Source organism: Streptomyces boninensis (assembly GCF_048572725.1).
Lineage (GTDB): Bacteria > Actinomycetota > Actinomycetes > Streptomycetales > Streptomycetaceae > Streptomyces > Streptomyces boninensis.
Window position 1 is genome coordinate 4,933,021 of the sequence record NZ_CP183837.1, and the last position, 18,710, is coordinate 4,951,730.

Sequence of the window (18,710 nt, forward strand, 5' to 3'; positions counted from 1 at the left end):
TTTGGGGATTGCCGGTCTTGGTGTGACGGAACGGCCGGTCACTGAGTACGTGGGTCGAAACTGCAGCCTCCGCTCCTGTGCCCTGGATACGGGCAAGTCCAATGACCGTTTCCACACGGAAGGGGCTGGCTCGATGCCGCCCGAAACTGCATTACTGGAGTCGCGCGCCCTGCGCGAGAGCGTCTGCCGACGCATGGAAGTCCTCGACAAGGTCCGGGTGTTGGAGCTGCTGCCTGATGGGCTGCATGTGACGACGCGGATGGTGGCCGAGTACTTCGAGGTCACCGAGCGGGCTGTGAACAACTTGCTCGTCCGTCATCGCGAGGAGCTCGAGTCGAACGGACTCAAGGTTCTACGAGGCGCTGACCTGCAGGAATATGTAAGCTTCAATTTGAAGCTTACATCCGCGGTCGGGCGCCGCCCGCACATGGCGCTGTGGCCGCGCCGGGCCGTGCTGAACGCGGCCATGCTGCTCCGCGACAGCACCATCGCTCGGCGCGTGCGCACGTATCTCCTCGACGCCGAGGAGCGCTCATGGACCGACGTCGCCGAAGTGGATTTGGATGACGTCGGCGCAGCCGCCCGGGACCTCAGTCGCGTACTGCGGCGGATCTCGGATCGCCAGGATCGGGCCGAGGACCGGATGGATCAGGTCGAGGACCGGATGAGGCGACGCCGGTAAGCGTGACGTCCGGTCACGCTAAACGCCGCTTGGGGCAAGGGTCCTTGCCCCAAGCGGCGTTCGTGTGTCTACCCTCGGCCCCATGAATCGCACCATCGTCATCTCCGGCGGCGGCACCGGCATCGGCCTCGCCGCCGCTGAGCTCTTTGCCCAGGGCGGCGACACCCCCGTACTCATCGGCCGCCGGGCCGATGTCCTTGAGCGGGCTGCCGGCAAGGTGCCTGGGGCTGTGGTCTGTGCTGCTGATCTTGCCGAGCCGGCCGGGGCGCGGCGGGTGGCCGCGTTTGTGGAGGAGCGGTTCGGGTCCGTTGATGTGGTGGTCAACTCTGCTGGGGGGAATGGGCTGCTGGAGCCCGCCGCCGGCGCAGAGGGTGCCGATCCGCTCGATGTCGTCGCCCATGACTGGGCCACCAACTTCCGGATCAATGTCCTCACCGCCGCTCTCCTCACCGAGGCTCTCAAGGCGCAGATCGCCGACGGTGGCAGCGTGCTCTTCCTCTCCTCCATCGCCGCCTATCGCGGGTCCGGCTCCGGGGCGTACGCAGCCGCCAAGGCCGCGCTGCATCCGTACGCGCACGATCTCGCCCGGCAGCTGGGACCCCGCCGGATCACCGTCAATCTCGTCGCGCCCGGCTATACCGAAGGCACCGAGTTCTTCGGGGACGGGATCCCTGAGGAACGGCGGCAGCAGCGGATCGGCGAGACCGTGACCGGGCGGGCCGGGAGCACCGCGGACATCGCCGAGACACTGCGGTGGCTGGCGTCTCCCGCTGCGCAGCACGTCACCTCGCAGGTGATTCAGGTCAATGGGGGCGCCGAGCGAGGGCGTTAGTCAGCCCGTCCCGCCCCCCGGCCCTTACTCCTCGCCCGCCAGCGTCAGCACCCGCAGCCTCCGCATCGCATACCAAGTCGCGCCCACCGTCACGACCACCAACAACACCGCCCCCGTCGCGGTCGACACCTCCGACGTGATGAAGTCGCCGCTGCCCACCTTCTCCACCACCGCCTGCGCCCACTGCTGGACGCTCAGGGCGCGGGCGCCGGGGACCAGGCTGCCGAAGAGCGCCTCCCAGACCAGCGCGTACACGAGGCCGAAGACGACCGCGTGCTTGGTGACCGTACCCAGGAGAAGGAAGAGGGCTGCGTATGCGATCGAGGCGATCAGGGTGGCGATGGCGTATGCCGCCGCCAGCTGCTGGCTGTTGCCGTTCAGGATGAAGCCGGCGATCAAGGTGGGGATCGCCGAGAAGGCCATCGTGACGCCTACCGCCACCACCAGCTTCGTCATGATGATCGTCGAGCGGGGGATCGGCTTCGCGAGGACGTAGACGATCGAGGAATCGTCGATTTCCGGGGCGATCGCGCCTGTGCCCGCGATGACGCCGATGAGCGGGACCATCGCGCCTAGGGCGAAGGAGCTCAGCAGTTCGCTGGCGACGTCGTCGTCCGGGCCGACCAGGGCCCGTACCACCGACGCGATGATGATCAGCAGGGCGGGCAGGGCGAACATGATCAGGGCGCGGCGGCGGCCGAGGAGGGCCCGGTAAGTGAGCCGGGCAACCGTGGGGTTGTACACATCGGCTCCTTACGCCGCGACCAGATACGAGAAGACGGATTCCAGGGACTCGTCGGAGGGCGAGACCGTGTAGAGGCGGATGCCGTGGTCGCGGGCGACGCGCGGCAACAGCTCGGTGAAGCGGGTGAAGTCGATGGCCTGGATGCGCAGGGCCTTTTCCGACCAGTCGAGTTCGATGCCGGCGGTCGAGGCGTCCGCGATGAGGGCGGCCGCCAGGGCGCGGTCGTCGGACGACCGGACCAGGTAGCGGTGCGGGCGGTCGGTCATCAGGCGGCGGATCTTGCGGAAGTCGCCGGAGGCGGCGTGCCGGCCGGCGACGATGACCTCGATGTGGGCGGCGAGCTGCTCGACTTCCTCCAGGATGTGGGAGGAGAAGAGGACCGTACGGCCTTCGGCGCCCATGCGGCGCAGCAGGTCCATCAGGTGCATGCGCTGGCGGGGGTCCATGCCGTTGAACGGCTCGTCGAGGAGCAGCACCGACGGCTCGTGGACCAGGGCGGAGGCCATCTTCACGCGCTGGCGCATGCCCTTGCTGTACGTGGAGATCCTGCGGTCCTGGGCGTACTCCATCTCGACGGTGGCGAGGGCCTTTTGCGCGGCGGCGTCGCCGAGGCCGTGGAGTTCGGCGTTGGCTACGACGAATTCCTTGCCGGTGAGGTAGTCGTACATGGCCTCGCGCTCGGGGACGAGGCCGATGGCCTTGTAGACCTGCTCGTTGCGCCAGATCGGGGCGCCGTCGAGGGTGACGCCGCCGGAGGAGGGCGGGAGGAAGCCCGCCATCATGTTGATCAGCGTGGACTTGCCGGCGCCGTTGGGGCCGAGGAGGCCGGTGACGCCGGGGCCGATGGTCATGGTGATGTCGTTGACGGCGACGACATTGCCGAACCAGCGGGATACGCGGTCGATCTGGATCGCGGTCACAGGCCCGCCTTCCGGTAGCGGCGCAGCAGCAGGGCGATGCAGCCGGCGATGAGCACGACGGTGACGAGGATGGCGAGCGCGCCGGCGCCCTTGCTCGGGTCGACCTGGCCGGGGCTCGACGGGGTGGCGCCGAGGAAGGCGGCGCTGATGGTGTCGATGAGCGTGGTCGGCGAGAACAGGCCGATCCAGGGGACGGCGTCGGGGTTGTTCTGGTCGTACGCGATGGCCTGGACGGCGCTGACCGCGGTGTACGGCACGAACATCACCGCGATGATGGCGGCGATGCCGAAGCCGCGGCGCGGGGTGAGCGCGGCGATGACCAGGCTGATCGCGGCAAGGAGGACGGAGAGCACGGCCACGGAGACGATGCCCTGGACGAAGCCCTTGGTCTGCTCGGAGAAGTCGAGCTTCGCGAGCAGCGCGCCCACATAGAGGATGAGCACCGGGATGGCGGTGAGGGCGAAGAGGGCCGTGGCGAGGGCGCCGAACTTCGCCGACACGTAGTCGAGGCGCTCGATGGGGCGGGAGAAATACAGCGGTACGGACTTGAAGCGCAGGTCGCGGGAGACCGAGACGGGGGCCTGGGCGGCGACGTACAGGGCGATGACCATCTGGAGGTTGACCGCGTAGGCGGTGTACTCCAGGGGGAGTTCGTCCGCCTTCGTGAAGATGGCGACCGCGACGATGATGACCGCGGGCAGGCACATGACGCCGAAGAGGATCATCGGCATCACCTTGGACTTCGCGGACCTGCCGAGGCCGTACGCGCCGCGCAGGGACTGCGAGTACAGCGAGCGGCGGGCATAGCCGCGGCCGAGGCGGGGGCCGTCGTAGTGGCGATAGCCGATGTCGTGGATGACGTCGGCGGCCGCCTCGGTGGCGGCTCCCTGGCCCGGCTGCCGGCCCGGCTGCTGGGTGGCTTGCTGGTTCATGGCTTCAGGCGGCATCGGTACCCCCGTTGTTGTCGCTGAAGATCTCGGCGATGCGATGCCGGCGCTGCTCCATGCGCACCAGGCCGAGGCCGAGCTTCGCGACGGTGTCGCGGACGGTGTCGTACGTGGCGTCGCCCTCGGCCTCCACGTACAGCACGTGTCCATCTGCCTGAAGGCTAAGTCCCGCCTCTGACAATGCCGTGCGGACCGCGCCCGTGCCGTCCGGGGTGGCGTCCGTGTCGGTGACCTCGACGGCGAGGGTGGTGGTGGCGCCGGTGAAGTCGGAGGTAGAGGAGGAGCGCAGCAGCTTGCCGCCGTCGATGACGACAAGGTGGTCGGAGGTGCGCTCGAGCTCGCCGAGAAGGTGGCTGGTGACCAGGACGGAGATGCCGAATTCGCTGTGGATGCGGCGGATCAGGCCGAGCATGTCGTCGCGGCCGACGGGGTCGAGGCCGTTCGTCGGCTCGTCGAGGAAGACCAGCTGCGGGTCGTGGACGAGCGCCTGGGCGAGCTTGACGCGCTGCTTCATACCCGTGGAATAGCCGCCTATGGGGCGATATCGCTCCTCGTAGAGGCCGACGTGGCGCAGCGTGTCGGCGGTGCGCTCGCGGGCGGCGGTGGGCGGCAGGCCCGACATGCGCGCCATGTGGACGACGAACTCGGTGGCCGAGACGTCGGGCGGCAGGCAGTCGTGCTCCGGCATGTAGCCGACGCGTTCGCGGATGGCGGAGCCGTCGCGGGAGACGTCGAGGCCGAGGACGGTAGCGGTGCCCTCGGTGGCGGGAGACAGGCCGAGCAGGATCTTGATGAGGGTTGATTTACCTGCCCCGTTGGCGCCGACAAGGCCGGTGACACCCGGCCCGATGCCGACGGTCAGCCTGTCGAGCGCGGTCACCCTCGGGAACCGCTTGCTGAGGCTTTCGGTCGCGATCACAGTCACGCCACCGACCGTAGTGGCCGTGGCGGGTGCAGGGGTACGGACGGAAGTCTCGTTCTGCTCTCATCTTTGTACGCCGAAGGGTGGAGCGGCCCGTAGGGGATGTGCATCCTTCGACAGGTGTTACCTCCGGTATCCACAGGCGGTGCACATGTATTGACCCTGCCTCCGGTCGTTGTCACAGTCGTCAGTGGCAACGTCAACGACCCGAGGGAGGGCCGGAGATGGCTGACAGTGAGCTGCGCGGGTTCCGCGAGGTGCAGCGCCTCGCGTACGAGTGCGCGGAGGCGGTGGCCGCGCAGCTGCGGCCCGGGGTGACGGAGCGGGAGGCCGCGCGGATGCAGCGGCGCTGGCTGCGCGAGCGCGGGGTGCGGGACTGGTTCCATCTGCCGTTCGCCTGGTTCGGGGACCGTACGGCGTTCACGGGCTTCAAGGTGCCGCTGCAGTTCTTCCCGACGAACCGGCGGCTGGAGCCGGGGATGCCGTTCATCCTCGACATGGCGCCCGTATTCAAGGGATATACGGCCGATATCGGATACTCCGGCTGCCTCGGCCTCAATCCCGTACACGACCGGCTGCTCGACGATCTGCAGGCGCACCGGGAGCTGATCCTCGCCGAGGTGCGGGAGCGGCGGCCGCTGCGGGAGATCTATGAGGACGTCGAACGGCTGATGATCAAGCAGGGGTATGCGAACCGGCATCGGGCGTATCCCTTCGGCGTGATCGCTCACAAGGTGGACCGGGTGCGCGAGCGGCGGATATCGCCGCATGTCTTCGGGTTCGGCACCCAATCGCTGAAGGGCCTGGCGAAGGACGCGCTGCACGGGCACCGGGAGGGCTGGTCGCCGCTGTGGAGCCCGTATCGCTTCTCGCAGCATCCGCCGCAGCCCGGGCTGTGGGCGGTGGAGCCGCATCTGGGATTCAGGGGCACGGGCGCGAAGTTCGAGGAGATCCTCGTGGTGACGGATTCGGCCGACCCCCAGGAGAGCGCGTTCTGGCTGGATGACGACCTGCCGCATGTGCGGCGCTGGGCCGAGGGAAGGGCGGCGGCATGACGGAATCTTCGACTTCTTCGACTTCTTCGGCTTCTTCGACGGCCGGTTTCCGGGAGCGGTGGGTGCAGGGCGCGGACGACGTGTCGCTGTGCGTGGCCGAGCTGGGCGAGACGGCGCAGCCGACGGTGGTGCTGGTGCACGGCTATCCGGACAGCAAGGAGGTGTGGGCGCCGGTGGCCCGCCGGCTCGCCGACCGCTTCCATGTGGTGCTGTACGACGTGCGCGGGCACGGCCGCTCCACGCCCCCGGCGCCGCTGAAGCGCGGCTTCACGCTGGAGAAGCTGACGGACGACTTCCTCGCGGTGATCGACGCGGTGTCGCCGGATGCGCCGGTTCATCTGGTCGGGCATGACTGGGGTTCGGTGCAGGGCTGGGAGTTCGCCACGGTCAAGCGGACCGAGGGGCGGATAGCGTCGTTCACGTCGATCTCCGGCCCCTCGCTCGACCACTTCGGGCACTGGATCTCGGGCCGGCTGAAGCGGCCCACGCCGAGGCGGGCGGCGCAGCTGCTCGGCCAGGGCGCCAAGTCCTGGTATGTGTACGCGCTGCACACCCCCGTGCTGCCGGAGCTGGCGTGGCGCGGGCCGCTGGGCCGCGGCTGGCCGAAGATCGTCGAGGCGATGGAGAAGGTCCGTACGGCCGACTATCCGACGGCGTCGCTGCCGCAGGACGCCGCCCGCGGCGCCTGGCTGTACCGCGACAATGTCCGCTCGCGGCTGCGCGGCCCGCGCTCGGACGCGTACGCCCATGTGCCGGTGCAGCTGATCACGCCCACCGGCGACGCCTTCCTGTCCCCCGGGCTCTACGACGACCTGGACCGCTGGGCGCCGCGGCTGGTGCGGCGCACCATCGCCGCGCGCCACTGGGTGCCGCGCACCCGCCCGGACCAGCTGGCCTCGTGGATCACCGAGTTCGTACGGGCCCAGGAGGACGGCAAGCCGGTGGACCAGGTGACGGCGGACGGGCCGTATGCCGACCGGTTCGGCGGCCGGCTGGTGCTGATCACGGGCGCGGCGAGCGGGATCGGGCGGGCCACGGCGTTCGCCTTCGCGGAGGCCGGGGCGCGGGTGATCGCGGTGGACCGGGACGCGGAGGGGGCGGCCAGGACGGCCGAGCTGGCGCGGCTGATCGGGGCGCCGGAGGCGTGGGCGGAGACGGTGGACGTCGCGGACGAGCAGGCCATGGAGAAGCTCGCCGCCAAGACCGCCGCGGAGTACGGGGCGCTTGATGTGCTGGTGAACAACGCGGGGGTGGGCGCGTCCGGCGCGTTCCTCGACACCACCGCGGAGGACTGGCGGAAGGTCCTCGACGTCAATCTGTGGGGCGTCATCCACGGCTGCCGGATATTCGGCCGGCAGATGGCCGAGCGCGGCCAGGGCGGCCACATCGTCAACACTGCCTCTGCCGCCGCCTATCAGCCGTCGAGGGCGCTGCCCGCGTATTCGACGTCGAAAGCGGCGGTGCTGATGCTCAGCGAGTGCCTGCGCGCCGAGCTGGCCGGCAAGGGCATCGGGGTGTCGGCGATATGCCCCGGCTTCGTGCACACCAGCATCACGGCGAACACCCACTTCACCGGCGTATCGGCGGAGGAGGAGAAGCGCAGGCAGCGCCGCGCCACCCGGCTGTACGGGCAGCGGGGCTATCCGCCGGAGAAGGTCGCCGCCGTGATCCTGCGCGCCGTGGCCCGCAACCAGGCGGTGGTGCCGGTGACGCCGGAGGCCCGCGGGGCGAGGGCGCTGTCGCGCCTGTCCCCGCGCGCCCTGCGGGCGCTGGCCCGCATCAATCCGCCCCTGTGAGGAGGACCCGATGACGCTCGACGACGATCACTACGCCATCAAGCCCCGCCGGGTCGCCTTCGACTGGCAGGAGACGCCGCTCCACTGGATACCGGACGAGCCCACCGCCACCCACGTGATCAACGTGCTGCACCTCCTGCTCCCCGCGGGGGAGCGGTGGTTCGTGAAGGTGTTCAAGGAGGGGCTGCCGCTGGTCCGCGACCCGGAGCTGCTGAAGGACGTCAAGGGCTTCATGGGCCAGGAGGCCACGCACAGCGTGCAGCACTCCTACGTCCTCGACCATCTCGCGGAGCAGGGCCTGGACACGCAGCCGTACACCAGGCACGTGGACTGGATGTTCGAGGTGCTGCTCGGCGAGACGCCGCCGTTCGGCGCCCCGATACCGCAGAAGGAGTGGCTGCGCTTCCGGCTGTCGCTGGTCGCGGCGATCGAGCAGTTCACGGCCGTGCTCGGCGACTGGGTGCTGGGCGCGGAGGGCCTGGACCGGGCCGACCCGGACGAGGTGATGCTGGACCTGCTGCGCTGGCACGGCGCCGAGGAGGTCGAGCACCGCGCGGTCGCCTTCGACATGTACCAGCACTGCGGCGGCGAGGGCCTGCCCCGCTATGCCCGCCGGATCGGCGGGATGGCGGTGACGGCACCGGTGCTGGCGTATCTGTGGTTCGCCGGCGCCGCGTATCTGATCAAGCACGACCCGCAGCTGCGCGGCCGGCTGCGGTATTCGCTGGGCGCGCACAATCGGGCCGTAAGCAAGGGGCTGCTGCCCACGTGGGGTGAGCTCGGCCGCGCAATACCCCGGTATCTGCGCAGGTCGTACCACCCGTCCCAGGAGGGGTCGCTGAGCCGGGCGGTCGAGTATCTTGCCAGCTCGCCCGCGGCGCGGGCGGCGGCGGGGCAGATCGCGCGCAAGGCGGTCTCGTAGGAGGGGTGCCAGGTTGAGCACGGAGGATCAGGTCGCAGCGCCCGAGCACCGCGTCGAGTACCGCATCGAGGACCTCGCGCATGTCAGCGGCGCGACGGTGCGCACGATACGGGCGTACGCCGACCGCGGACTGCTGCCCAGGCCGGAGCGGCGCGGCCGCGCCAATGTGTACGGCGAGGCGCATCTCGCGCGGCTGCGGCAGATAGCCGAGCTGCTCGACCGCGGCTACACGCTCGTCTCCATCAAGGAGCTCCTCGAAGCGTGGGACGCGGGCCGCGGCCTGCGCGGCGTGCTCGGCCTGGTCGCCGAGCTCGACGGGCCCTGGTCGGACGAGGAGCCCTCGCACCTCACCCGCACCGAGCTCGACCTGCTCTTCGGGGGCATACCGGACGACGCGGCGGTGGCTGACGCCGTCGCGCTGGGGGTGCTCGAACGGGTGGCGGACGACGACGGGCTCTTCCGGGTGCCCAGCCCGCAGCAGCTGCGGGTCGCCGCCGAGTTGCACGCCGCGGGTGTGCCGCTGGCGGCGATCACGGCGTACACCCGCAAGCTGCGCCGCAAGGTCGAGGACATCGCCGACAGCCTGCTCACCTTCACCACCGAGCATCTCTTCCAGCGCTACCTCGACCACCCGACGACGGACGCCGAGGCCGCGGAGGCGGCGGCCCTGGTCCGCCGCCTGCGCCCCCTCGCCCAGCAGACCATCGACGCCGAACTCGCCCGCGCCCTCCGCGCAAAGGCCACCGGCCATCTGCGCCGCCGCCTGGCCGAGCCCCCGGCCGTACGAGGACGCCCGGCCGTACGGGGGCGCCCGGAGGAGGAGCGGCCCGCGGTGGCGCTGCCGGAGGGGACCGTGGCGGCGGTGCGGGAACTGGTGGGCGAGCAGGGGGTGGCGGAGTTTGTCGCGGCGGCGGTGGAGCGGGAGGTGCAGGCGCGGCGCATGGACGCGCTGACGGAGAGGTACCGAGGCTGATGCGGATGCGAATGCGCGGTTGACCTCGATTGATGCCATGCGGGGCGACGCAATCGCGGGGATACGTCGTCCGGACGAAGTACGCATTGGCTGGGGGTTGACTGGGAGCGGTAACCCACATTGATGAAGTGGCCGACGGCTGGGGAGGGCCCGCACCGCCACCCGTCGATCAATCGAACATGTCGCCGCAGCCTGCGAGAACGCGTTCGCCATCGACCGCCTTCCGGTGCCGCGAAACCCCAACTAGCCAGTGACAACTACGCGTTGTCACCACTTGCGGCCTGATCGTCTGCTGAGCGTTCATTCGGGCATGCCCGAATCCACAACCTCCACGCCCCCGGAGCCCGATCCCCTCACCGCCCTCGCCCATGAGACGCAGGCGATGCTGGCCGCCGTCCAGCGGCGCCAGACGAAGCTGATCTCCGAGCTCGCCGCCACCTCGACGCAGGTCACCGAGCTACTGCGACGGCTGGCGCCGCTGCCCAGCGGCAACCCGCCGACCCAGTTGTTCGGCAGCCGGACCCGCGCCCTGCAGCTGCTGGACCGCTGGCGCCGCGACCACCTCCTCGACGAGACCGCGCGCACCGTCGCCACCCACGCCCTGCCGATCCTCGTCATCCAGGGCGAGCTGCGCACCACCCCGGAGCAGCTGGCCCGCAGCACCAACCTCTCCCCCCAGGACGCCGCCATGGGCCTCCGCACCCTCGTCGCCGCCGGCTGCCTGGTCCACATCAGCGCGCCGAAATCGAACCACTACCCCGTCTACCGGCTCGGCACCAACGACAGGGCTGTCGACTGAGAATGGAAAAGGAAGAAGCATGACGCTGCCCCTGGAGAAACCTGCACCTGAGACGGTATACCGACAGTATACTGTCCTCATGGCCGACACCACGATCAAGGTTGACCCCGCTGTCCGCGACCGCCTGATGGTGTTGGCGCGCGAGCGCGGCATCTCGATGCGCGACCTGCTGGCGGAGCTCGCCGGCGCCACGCCGACCGAGGAGGAGCTGCAGGCTCGCTACGAGGCCACGAAGGCGTACGTGGAGAAGCACTTCCTCGGCCGCCCGTACACGGAGGAGGACGCGAAGGCAGGCGAGCAGATGTGGGCCGACATCGCGGCCGGCAAGCTCGGGGAGGTCCAGTGAAGCCCAAGCCGCCCCGCGCCGTGATCTTCGACGACACCGCGCTGCTGGCGCTCGGCGCCGGCACTCCGTCGGCCTCACGCCTCGTGGTCGAGGCCGAGACGGACCCGACCCTGCGCGTCTACATCCCGGCGCTCTGCCTGACGCTCGCCGAGGCCGAACGGGCGGGCGTCGCCGACCACGTGAGCTCGCTGCCGTCCGTGGACATCACCCCGCTCGACTTCCCCGCGATCACCGCGGTGGCCGGACGGGCACGCGACCACGCCCATGGTGACTGGGGCGGCACGCATGCGCTGCACCTGGCCCGCCCCAGTGTGGAATGGCCGCTCGGCCGCCCGGTGCTCACCCGCAGTCCCACGCGCTATCGCGGCACAGGCGTCCGGACGATCCCCATCCCCGAGAACGCGTAACTCCCGGTAGCGCGTAACAACGAACGCGAGAAGGGGCGCACCGCCGGGTGCGCCCCTTCTCGCGTGCTCAGCTCAGCCCCTCCGCCGCGATCTGCTCGAAGACCTTCTGGTCGGCGGCGAAGATAGTGTCCGGGATCGGCCAGTGCAGCACCAGCTCGGTGATGCCGATCGCGGCGTGCGCAGCCGCGAAGTCCTGGAAGGCGGCGAGGGAGTCCAGGGGGCGGTCCGGGGTGAAGCCCGTCAGCAGGATCTTCTCCATACCGGTCGTGTCGCGGCCGATCTCGGCGCCCGCCTCCGCGAGGCGCGCGAGCTGCCCCCGGATCGCGGCGAGGGAGTCCGCCGGCGTGCCCGTAGCGGAGATCTTCGGGTCGCCCGTCGTCACCCACGCCTGCCCGTGCCGCGCCGCCAGCCGCATGCCGCGCGGCCCGGTGGCGGCGACCGCGAAGGGCAGGCGCGGGCGCTGGACACAGCCGGGGAGGTTGCGGGCCTCGTGCGCCGAGTAGTGCACACCCTGGTGGGTGACCTCGGGCTCGCTCAGCAGCCGGTCGAGCAGCGGCACGAATTCGCCCAGCCGGTCGGCCCGTTCCCGCGGCGTCCACGGCTGCTGGCCGAGCGTGGTGGCGTCGAAGCCGGTGCCGCCCGCGCCGATGCCGAGCGTCACCCGGCCGCCGGAGATGTCGTCGAGCGAGGTCAGCTCCTTGGCGAGGGTCACCGGGTGGCGGAAGTTCGGGGACGTCACCAGCGTGCCGAGGCGCAGCCGCGAGGTCGCCCCCGCCGCCGCCGTCAGCGTCGGCAGCGCGCCGAACCACGGGCCGTCGCGGAACGGCACCCGCCAGGTCAGGTGGTCGTACGTGTACGCGGTATGGAAGCCCAGCTCCTCGGCCCGCTGCCAGACGTCCCGGCCGCCCTCGTGCCAGCGCTTGATCGGCAGGATGACGGTGCTCAGACGCAGGCTCATGGTCCCGAGTTTACGATCGCCCGCGCGGAACCCCGCAGTCGGCCGCGCCGTCCCGCCCTAGGTGGCCCGCCATACCGTCAGCGCCCCGGTAAGGAAGCTGGACCCGCTCTTCGGGAGTGCTGTCGACTTCGTCTGGACCACGAACAGACCGATGTAGCCGTCGGGGTGCTTGAAGCAGATTTCGCTGCCGGTCGTGATGATGGCGAGCGGAAGGCGCTTGGCGGCGCCCTTGCCGGCGAGCAAGGAGCGGCAGTCGTCGAGGCCGGCGCCCGGCTTGCCGAGCACCGGGACGATCACGCTAGTGGTGGTCTCCAGCGCGCAGCTCTGCTCCTTGGCGCAGGTGAAACGGATGTCTCCCTTGCGGTCCTCGCGGTTGACGCCGTCAGGGAGGCTCATCGAGTTCTTCTCGTCCAGCCACTGCATGGGGTAGGGCGTGGCGACCGGCGACGCGGAGGTGTCGGCGCCGTTGGCGCCATTGGCCCCGGACCCTGATCCGGATCCCGTTCCGGTTCCCGCTCCGGTCTTGGATCCCGACGCGGACGCCGACGGCGACGGTGATGCCGATGTCCCCGCCGAATTCCCCTTACCCGACTTACCCGACGCCTTCGCGCCGCGGTCGAACGTCCCCGTCGCGTCCATCACCGTCCACGCCAGCACGGTGAGCACCAGCACCCCCGCCGTCACTCCCACCCCGGTGAGCCACTTCGCACGGCGGTTGAAGGGCTGCGGCGTGGACTGCCGCGTCGCGGCTCCCCAGGGCGAGCCCGGCCCCACGGCCGCCGGTCGCGGCTGCACCGCGGTGGCGTCGGTGCGCGTCGGTGCCGGGCCAGCCGGGACGGCCGCCGCCGGCGACGGCACGGTGATCTCCGGCCCGGTGACCTCCCGCCACACCGCACCGGCATCCGCGTCCTGCCCGAGCCGCTCCCGGCACCACTCCACGATCTCCGCCAGGCTGGCCCGCTCCGCCGGATCGGCGGCGAGGCAGCGGGCCAGCAGCGGGCGCAGTTCCGCCGGCAGTACGGACAGGTCGGGCCGGTCGTGCACGATGCGGTAGAGCACGCTGACCGCGGGGCCGTCCCCGTACAGGGAGCGGCCCAGGGCGGCGAACGCCACCGTCTGGCCGAGCGAGAAGACGTCCGTGGCCGCCGAGACCGGGCCCGCGGCCGCCTGCTCCGGCGCCATGAACTGCGGGGTGCCGATGGTGGCGCCGGTCGCCGTGTACGACGTGCCGTCCGCGGCGAGCGAGATGCCGAAGTCGATGACGCGGGGGCCGTCGGCGGCCAGCAGGACGTTCGACGGCTTCAGGTCGCGGTGCACGATGCCTGCCGCGTGGATCACCTGCAGCGCCTCGGCCACTCCGGCCGTCAGCCACAGCAGCGCGGGCAGAGGCAGCGGTCCGCGCCGGGCCACGGCCGCCGCGAGGGAGGGGCCGGGTACGTAGAGGGTCGCGAGCCAGGGCGGCGTACCGTCCGCATCGCCGTCGACCAGTTCGGCGGTGTACGCACCCCGCACCCGTCGCGCCGCATCCATCTCCCGCCGGAAGCGCCGCCGGAAGTCGGAGTCGTCGGCCAGTTCGGGCCGTACGACCTTGATCGCCACCGGGCGCCCGCCCTGGGTGTGCGACAGATAGACCCGTCCCATGCCGCCGGCCCCGAGCCGCGCGGCGAGCCGGTATCCGGCCACCACCTGCGGGTCATCCGCCGCCAGCGGCTCGAACACCGCTCCAGCTTCGTTCATCTCCGTCTTCCCCCCGTGCCCCTCGGCCACCGAAAGCCCCCCGGCGGACCATGCGCAAGGGCAGCAGCTTAGCCAGCCTGTCGCGCGGGACCAGCACCCTTGCAGTTCGCACCACGAACTACTACTGTTCGTTGCACGAACTAAACCTCTCAGGAGTCCAGCGATGCGTCCGCTTCCGCAAATACCACCGGCACCTTGTTGTCGCTGACCACGCGGCCGAGCAGCCGCGCCAGCCGGTCGCGGTCCAGGGCGTCCGTGCTCACGAGCAGGGCCTCCACCCGGCGGCAGGTCTCCGCGTAGAACTCCTCCGCCGTCTCGACGCCCTCCTCGGTGAGCGCCACCCGGACCGAACGCCGGTCACCGGCACCGGCCTCGCGCCGCACCAGGCCGCGCCGGGCCGTACGGTCCACCAGCCCCGTAAGGCTGGATTTCGCCAGACCCAGCGTCTCGCCCAGCTCGCCCATGCCGTACGGGCCCGCCATCAGCACGCACAGCAGCTGCCCCTGCTGCGGCGTCAGCCCGAACTCCCGCGCCGAGTCGGCGTACACGGCGTTCACCAGGAACGCCGACCGCACCAGCGCCGTCACGGCGCCCATCTGCTCCATAAGCTCCAATCTACAGTTCGCATAACGAACTAAGAAAGAAGTGAGCCGCCATGGCAAACCCCGTCTTCGGCGTCGGCGTCAGCAGCGCCATCCGCTCCACCCAGGACACCCTGAAGCTCGTCGACCGGGCCGACCGTCAGGGCCTGGACCACTTCTCGGTCTCCGACCACCCGTACATCGGCAAGTGGCTGGACGCATACGCGACGATCGGCTTCGCCCTCGGCCGCACCGAGCGCATCTCGGGCCTGGTCAACGTCACCAACCTGCCCAGCCGCCCCGCGCCGATGCTGTCCCGCACCGTCACTTCCCTGTCGACCCTCTCCGGCGGCCGGATCCTCCTCGGCATGGGCGTCGGCGGCTCCTGGGACGACATCGTGAAGCTCGGTCCCGAGCGGCTCTCCCCCGGCCAGGCCGTACGCGCCTTCGAGGAGGCGATCACGCTCGTCCGGCACCTGTCGGGCGGCGGTCCGCCGGTCACCTTCGAGGGCGAGTTCTACCGGGTCACCGACCTGCCGCCGGCCCCGGCCGCGGCGCCGCCGGTGTGGACGGGGTCGGTCGGCCCGAAGTCCCTCGCCGTCACCGGGCGGCTCGCGGACGGCTGGATCCCCGGGCACGCGGCGGACTGGCTCAGCGAGCGCTACCGGACGTCGCGTCCGGTCATCGACGAGGCCGCGACGGCGGCGGGGCGAGCGCCGCAAGATGTCGCCACCGTGTTCAACTTCCCGGGCGCCATCACCGACGCCCCGGCGGCCGCGACCCGCGACGCGGACGGCCGCTGGACCGGCGGCTCCACCGCCCAGTGGATCGAGGAGCTCACCGGCGCGGTGCTCGACCACGGAGCCTCCGGCTTCACGCTGTTCGCGCCCGGCGGCGGCGTACCCGACGAGGTGACCCTCGGCCGGTGGGGAGAGGAGATCGCCCCCGCCGTACGAGAGGCTGCCGCCAAAGGGTGAGCTTCCCACCCGCCCGCCCGTCGCTGTCTCCGGCAGGAGTGGGCGGGAACCGGCGCCCGGCAGCGTTACGAGGGTGTGGGGTGGGGGTGCGCCCGCAGCGCGGGGATGAGCAGCACGTGCCGGCCGAAGGCACCGCAAGGCCCCCCGCCAGGCACCCCGCAGGGAGCGCGCAAAGCTCAGATGCGCGCCCCACCGCACGCTTGTGCGCCTCTATGAGCGATGATGGCCCCGTGAGTGCACCCACCCCCCGGCTGATCGCGACCGACCTCGACGGCACCCTGCTGAGGGACGACAAGTCCGTCAGCACCCGCACCGTCGCCGCCCTCGCCGCCGCCGAGGAGGCCGGGATCGAAGTGTTCTTCGTGACCGGGCGGCCGGCCCGCTGGATGGATGTCGTCGCCGAGCACGTCCACGGGCACGGCCTCGCCATCTGCGCCAATGGCGCGGCCGTCGTCGATCTGCACCGCGGGCGCACCTTCACCGAAGTCCGCCCCCTCCTCGAGGACGACGCCCGCGCCGTCGCCGACCTGCTGCGCCATCGCGCCCCCGGCACCTCCTTCGCCGTGGAGCGCACCGGCGGCATCCATTACGACCCCGGCTACCCGGCGTTCCACCTCGACCCGGGCGCCACCACCGCCCCGATCGACAAGCTCCTCGCCGACGACCACGACAACGCCGGCGAGCCGCTCCTCAAACTCCTCGCCCACCACCCGGACTACGACCCGGACGCCTTCCTGGCCGACGCCCGCGAAGCCGCCGGCCACCGCGCCGAGTTCACCCGCTCCAGCCACAGCGCGCTGCTGGAGATCAGCGCCCTCGGCGTCAGCAAGGCCAGCACCCTGGCGCGCTGCTGCGCGGCCCGCGAGATCCGCCCCGAGGAAGTGATCGCGTTCGGCGACATGCCGAACGACATCGAGATGCTCACCTGGGCCGGCGCCTCGTACGCGATGGCCAACGCCCACCCCGAGGTCCTCGCCGCCACCACCAACCGCACGGCGGCGAACGAGCAGGACGGCGTCGCGGTCGTGATCGAGCAGCTGCTGCACGGGCTCTGACCTCCGTCAGAGCTGCACCGACTCTGACGGACGTCAGAGCTGCAGCGGCTCCAGCAGCCGATGCGGCCGCTCCAGCGCCCGGCTCACCGGATGCTCCGGATCCTTCGGCCGCCCCGGCCCGCGCCGCATCGCCACGTCCCCCGGCGGCACCGGCACCGCGCACTTCGGGCACTCCCCGTACCCGCCGAGCTCCGTGCCGCAGGCGGCGTGGCTGAAGACATACACCGGATCGTTCCCGGTCTGCTCCCGCCCCCACGCCCGCAGCGCGTGCAGTGCGGGCCACAGCCCGTGCGCGGCCTCCGTCAGCACATACTCCTGCCGCCCGTGCTCGCCCGTCCGCTTCTCCATCACCCCGGCGTCCGTCAGCGCCTGCAGCCGCCCGGCCAGCACGGCGCGCGGGATGCCCAGATGCGTCAGGAAGTCGTTGTAGCGGCGCACGCCGTAGAAGGCGTCGCGCAGCACCAGCAGCGTCCAGCGCTCGCCGACGATCTCCAGCGCGCGGGCGATGCCGCACTCCTGTGACGCGTAGTCCTTGCCCAGTGCCATGGCGCCATTCTAGCCCGCAGGTTCAATGAACGAACCTAAGCTGCTACGCTCCCCGTCATGACAGAAGTTCAGTCAATGAACCTCACAAAAGCGGACCGGCCACCGGAGCACACCCGCCCCGCCGCCGCCGTCCTCCTCGCCGCCAGCCTCGTCACCGCCGTAGCCCTCATGAGCTACACCGCCCCGATGCTGACCCTCCCCGGCATGACCGCCGACTTCCACACCCCCCTCTCCGCCCAGGCCTGGCTCCTCAACGGCACCCCCCTCGGCCTCGCCGCCGCCCTCCTGGTCGCCGGCAGCCTCGCCGATGACTACGGCCGCCGCCGCGCCTTCCTGACCGGCACCTTCGCCCTCGCCGCCACCATCGCGCTCGGCGCCCTGGCGACCTCCACGCTCACCTTCACCCTGGCCCGTATCGCCCAGGGCATCGCCAGCGCCGCGATCGTCGCCGCCAGCCTCGGCCTCATCGCCACCGCCTTCCCGGCCGGGCCCGCCCGGGTGCGCGCCACCGGCATCTGGGGCGCCTCGGTCAGCGGCGGCATCGCCGTCGGCCCGGTCCTCGCCGGCGGCCTCGCCGAGCTGAACTGGCGCGCGGGCTACTGGGTCTTCGCCGCCATCACCCTCCTCGGCGGCCTGCTCGCCTTCCGCGTACTCCCGGAATCCCGCGCCCCCCGCGGCGGCCGCCCCGACCTCCTCGGCGCCCTCACCCTCGGCCTCGCCCTCACCGCGCTCACCGGCGCGCTCACCCTCGGCCGCGACGGGTGGCTGCGCCTGCCGGTGCTGCTGCTCTTCGCCGCGGCGGCAGTGGGACTCGGGCTCTTCGCGTACGTGGAACGACGCGCCACTCGCGGCCGCCGCGCCACTCGCCCCCGCCGCGCCACTCGCGGCCGCCGCGCCCCGGTGATCGACCTGCCCCTGCTCCGCCACCCGGTCTTCCTCGCCTCCTTCACCGGCGCGCTGTTCACCGGCGTCGCGGTGATCGGGCTCTTCAGCTACCTCTCCGCCCTGCTGCAGCAGACCCTCCACATGTCCGCCTTCGCCACCGCCTGGCTGTTCTTCCTGTGGGCCGGGATCGCCTTCGCGGTCGCCCTCCAGGCGCGCCGGCTGGCCGGGCGGCTGGCCGCGCGCCATCAGCTGGCGCTGGGCTTCGCGGGGCATGCGGTGGGCGTGCTCACGTTTCTCGGGGCGCTGTCCGGCGGCGGGCCCGGCTCCTGGCCGCGGCTGCTGCCGGGCCTGGTCATCGCCGGTACGGGCAGCGGGCTGCTGAACGCGGCGCTGCCCCGTATCGCCGTCGAGTCGGTGCCCGCCGACCGTGTGGCGATGGGGTCCGGCGCCAACAACACGGGCCGCTACATCGGCTCCGCGGCGGGGGTGGCGCTGACGATCGCGGTGGCGACATCGTCGTCCGGTGGGCCGGCGCACGGGGCCGATGTGGCGTTCGTGGTGTCGGCGGGACTCGCGCTGGTGGGCGCGGCGGTGGTGCTCCTGCTGCGGCCGCGCCAAAGCTGAG

The 18,710-nt window shown here is 71.3% G+C and carries 20 protein-coding genes; 12 read left to right on the forward strand and 8 right to left on the reverse strand.

Translation table 11 applies throughout. From position 1 onward, the window contains the following. Window positions 1-133: 133 nt before the first annotated feature. Together ACNNMR_RS22415 and ACNNMR_RS22420 are read left to right on the forward strand one after the other, a co-directional pair. Window positions 134-682, forward strand: a complete 549-nt coding sequence (locus ACNNMR_RS22415; protein ID WP_419996453.1) for a hypothetical protein — start codon at window positions 134-136, stop codon at window positions 680-682. An 82-nt stretch (window positions 683-764) separates the two neighbouring features. Next, window positions 765-1,514, forward strand: a complete 750-nt coding sequence (locus tag ACNNMR_RS22420; RefSeq protein ID WP_419996454.1) for an SDR family NAD(P)-dependent oxidoreductase — start codon at window positions 765-767, stop codon at window positions 1,512-1,514. A gap of 24 nt (window positions 1,515-1,538) precedes the next feature. Here ACNNMR_RS22420 and ACNNMR_RS22425 read toward each other — a convergent pair whose 3' ends face one another. The 4 genes from ACNNMR_RS22425 to ACNNMR_RS22440 are packed head-to-tail and all read right to left on the reverse strand — an operon-like array spanning window position 1,539 to window position 5,051. Beyond that, window positions 1,539-2,258: an ABC transporter permease gene (locus ACNNMR_RS22425; protein ID WP_419996455.1), complete on the reverse strand. Its 720-nt coding sequence runs from the start codon at window positions 2,256-2,258 to the stop codon at window positions 1,539-1,541. A 9-nt stretch (window positions 2,259-2,267) separates the two neighbouring features. Beyond that, window positions 2,268-3,179, reverse strand: a complete 912-nt coding sequence (locus ACNNMR_RS22430; RefSeq protein WP_419996456.1) for an ABC transporter ATP-binding protein — start codon at window positions 3,177-3,179, stop codon at window positions 2,268-2,270. After that, window positions 3,176-4,126, reverse strand: a complete 951-nt coding sequence (locus ACNNMR_RS22435; RefSeq protein ID WP_419996457.1) for an ABC transporter permease — start codon at window positions 4,124-4,126, stop codon at window positions 3,176-3,178. The genes ACNNMR_RS22430 and ACNNMR_RS22435 overlap by 4 nt, the downstream gene beginning before the upstream one ends. After that, the gene (locus ACNNMR_RS22440) at window positions 4,116-5,051 is read right to left on the reverse strand and encodes an ABC transporter ATP-binding protein (RefSeq protein ID WP_419996458.1); all 936 of its coding nucleotides are present in this window, start codon (window positions 5,049-5,051) and stop codon (window positions 4,116-4,118) included. The genes ACNNMR_RS22435 and ACNNMR_RS22440 overlap by 11 nt, the downstream gene beginning before the upstream one ends. 221 nt (window positions 5,052-5,272) lie before the next feature. On the opposite strand from ACNNMR_RS22440, the gene ACNNMR_RS22445 reads away from it, so the two are divergent. The 7 genes from ACNNMR_RS22445 to ACNNMR_RS22475 all read left to right on the forward strand — a co-directional run bounded on the left by ACNNMR_RS22445 (window position 5,273) and on the right by ACNNMR_RS22475 (window position 11,346). After that, entirely contained in the window at window positions 5,273-6,103 is an 831-nt protein-coding gene (locus ACNNMR_RS22445) for a M24 family metallopeptidase (protein WP_419996459.1), read from the forward strand. Then, complete coding sequence (locus ACNNMR_RS22450; RefSeq protein ID WP_419996460.1) at window positions 6,100-7,899, forward strand: SDR family oxidoreductase; 1,800 nt, start codon at window positions 6,100-6,102, stop codon at window positions 7,897-7,899. Before ACNNMR_RS22445 ends, ACNNMR_RS22450 begins: the two co-directional genes overlap by 4 nt. Before the next feature lie 10 nt (window positions 7,900-7,909). After that, window positions 7,910-8,821, forward strand: a complete 912-nt coding sequence (locus tag ACNNMR_RS22455) for a metal-dependent hydrolase (protein WP_419996461.1) — start codon at window positions 7,910-7,912, stop codon at window positions 8,819-8,821. Between the two features lie 13 nt (window positions 8,822-8,834). Continuing rightward, window positions 8,835-9,794, forward strand: coding sequence for a MerR family transcriptional regulator (locus tag ACNNMR_RS22460; protein WP_419996462.1), 960 nt, complete (start codon window positions 8,835-8,837; stop codon window positions 9,792-9,794). A gap of 310 nt (window positions 9,795-10,104) precedes the next feature. Beyond that, the gene (locus tag ACNNMR_RS22465) at window positions 10,105-10,593 is read left to right on the forward strand and encodes a hypothetical protein (protein ID WP_419996463.1); all 489 of its coding nucleotides are present in this window, start codon (window positions 10,105-10,107) and stop codon (window positions 10,591-10,593) included. Between the two features lie 79 nt (window positions 10,594-10,672). Then, the gene (locus tag ACNNMR_RS22470; protein ID WP_419996464.1) at window positions 10,673-10,939 is read left to right on the forward strand and encodes a hypothetical protein; all 267 of its coding nucleotides are present in this window, start codon (window positions 10,673-10,675) and stop codon (window positions 10,937-10,939) included. Next, window positions 10,936-11,346 carry a hypothetical protein gene (locus ACNNMR_RS22475; protein WP_419996465.1) on the forward strand — a complete coding sequence of 137 codons (411 nt, stop codon included), beginning with the start codon at window positions 10,936-10,938 and terminating at the stop codon, window positions 11,344-11,346. The genes ACNNMR_RS22470 and ACNNMR_RS22475 overlap by 4 nt, the downstream gene beginning before the upstream one ends. Before the next feature lie 67 nt (window positions 11,347-11,413). Here ACNNMR_RS22475 and ACNNMR_RS22480 read toward each other — a convergent pair whose 3' ends face one another. The 3 genes from ACNNMR_RS22480 to ACNNMR_RS22490 form a co-directional block, all read right to left on the reverse strand. After that, entirely contained in the window at window positions 11,414-12,304 is an 891-nt protein-coding gene (locus tag ACNNMR_RS22480) for an LLM class flavin-dependent oxidoreductase (protein WP_419996466.1), read from the reverse strand. Between the two features lie 57 nt (window positions 12,305-12,361). Continuing rightward, window positions 12,362-14,041, reverse strand: coding sequence for a serine/threonine-protein kinase (locus ACNNMR_RS22485; RefSeq protein WP_419996467.1), 1,680 nt, complete (start codon window positions 14,039-14,041; stop codon window positions 12,362-12,364). A 149-nt stretch (window positions 14,042-14,190) separates the two neighbouring features. After that, entirely contained in the window at window positions 14,191-14,637 is a 447-nt protein-coding gene (locus ACNNMR_RS22490; protein ID WP_420000438.1) for a MarR family winged helix-turn-helix transcriptional regulator, read from the reverse strand. A 59-nt stretch (window positions 14,638-14,696) separates the two neighbouring features. On the opposite strand from ACNNMR_RS22490, the gene ACNNMR_RS22495 reads away from it, so the two are divergent. Together ACNNMR_RS22495 and ACNNMR_RS22500 are read left to right on the forward strand one after the other, a co-directional pair. Further along, the gene (locus ACNNMR_RS22495; protein ID WP_419996468.1) at window positions 14,697-15,599 is read left to right on the forward strand and encodes an LLM class flavin-dependent oxidoreductase; all 903 of its coding nucleotides are present in this window, start codon (window positions 14,697-14,699) and stop codon (window positions 15,597-15,599) included. A 212-nt stretch (window positions 15,600-15,811) separates the two neighbouring features. Continuing rightward, the gene (locus ACNNMR_RS22500) at window positions 15,812-16,654 is read left to right on the forward strand and encodes a Cof-type HAD-IIB family hydrolase (RefSeq protein WP_419996469.1); all 843 of its coding nucleotides are present in this window, start codon (window positions 15,812-15,814) and stop codon (window positions 16,652-16,654) included. 33 nt (window positions 16,655-16,687) lie between these two features. Here the strand turns inward: ACNNMR_RS22500 and ACNNMR_RS22505 are convergent, their stop codons facing one another. Continuing rightward, a complete protein-coding gene (locus tag ACNNMR_RS22505) occupies window positions 16,688-17,200 on the reverse strand; it encodes a winged helix-turn-helix transcriptional regulator (RefSeq protein WP_419996470.1) in 513 nt (170 codons plus the stop codon). A 57-nt stretch (window positions 17,201-17,257) separates the two neighbouring features. Between ACNNMR_RS22505 and ACNNMR_RS22510 the strand changes: the two genes are divergently transcribed. Next, window positions 17,258-18,709, forward strand: a complete 1,452-nt coding sequence (locus tag ACNNMR_RS22510) for an MFS transporter (RefSeq protein WP_419996471.1) — start codon at window positions 17,258-17,260, stop codon at window positions 18,707-18,709. Window position 18,710: the final 1 nt, after the last annotated feature.

What these genes read in the sequence shown, in the direction of transcription:
- ACNNMR_RS22415 (WP_419996453.1), top strand. Translation starts at nt 134, where the DNA reads ATGCCGCCCGAAACTGCATTACTGGAGTCGCGCGCCCTGCGCGAGAGC.
- ACNNMR_RS22500 (WP_419996469.1), top strand. Translation starts at nt 15,812, where the DNA reads ATGAGCGATGATGGCCCCGTGAGTGCACCCACCCCCCGGCTGATCGCG.
- ACNNMR_RS22465 (WP_419996463.1), top strand. Translation starts at nt 10,105, where the DNA reads ATGCCCGAATCCACAACCTCCACGCCCCCGGAGCCCGATCCCCTCACC.
- ACNNMR_RS22485 (WP_419996467.1), bottom strand. Translation starts at nt 14,041, where the DNA reads ATGAACGAAGCTGGAGCGGTGTTCGAGCCGCTGGCGGCGGATGACCCG.
- ACNNMR_RS22445 (WP_419996459.1), top strand. Translation starts at nt 5,273, where the DNA reads ATGGCTGACAGTGAGCTGCGCGGGTTCCGCGAGGTGCAGCGCCTCGCG.
- ACNNMR_RS22420 (WP_419996454.1), top strand. Translation starts at nt 765, where the DNA reads ATGAATCGCACCATCGTCATCTCCGGCGGCGGCACCGGCATCGGCCTC.
- ACNNMR_RS22490 (WP_420000438.1), bottom strand. Translation starts at nt 14,637, where the DNA reads ATGGGCGCCGTGACGGCGCTGGTGCGGTCGGCGTTCCTGGTGAACGCC.
- ACNNMR_RS22495 (WP_419996468.1), top strand. Translation starts at nt 14,697, where the DNA reads ATGGCAAACCCCGTCTTCGGCGTCGGCGTCAGCAGCGCCATCCGCTCC.
- ACNNMR_RS22455 (WP_419996461.1), top strand. Translation starts at nt 7,910, where the DNA reads ATGACGCTCGACGACGATCACTACGCCATCAAGCCCCGCCGGGTCGCC.
- ACNNMR_RS22510 (WP_419996471.1), top strand. Translation starts at nt 17,258, where the DNA reads ATGACAGAAGTTCAGTCAATGAACCTCACAAAAGCGGACCGGCCACCG.
- ACNNMR_RS22450 (WP_419996460.1), top strand. Translation starts at nt 6,100, where the DNA reads ATGACGGAATCTTCGACTTCTTCGACTTCTTCGGCTTCTTCGACGGCC.
- ACNNMR_RS22435 (WP_419996457.1), bottom strand. Translation starts at nt 4,126, where the DNA reads ATGCCGCCTGAAGCCATGAACCAGCAAGCCACCCAGCAGCCGGGCCGG.
- ACNNMR_RS22480 (WP_419996466.1), bottom strand. Translation starts at nt 12,304, where the DNA reads ATGAGCCTGCGTCTGAGCACCGTCATCCTGCCGATCAAGCGCTGGCAC.
- ACNNMR_RS22470 (WP_419996464.1), top strand. Translation starts at nt 10,673, where the DNA reads ATGGCCGACACCACGATCAAGGTTGACCCCGCTGTCCGCGACCGCCTG.
- ACNNMR_RS22505 (WP_419996470.1), bottom strand. Translation starts at nt 17,200, where the DNA reads ATGGCACTGGGCAAGGACTACGCGTCACAGGAGTGCGGCATCGCCCGC.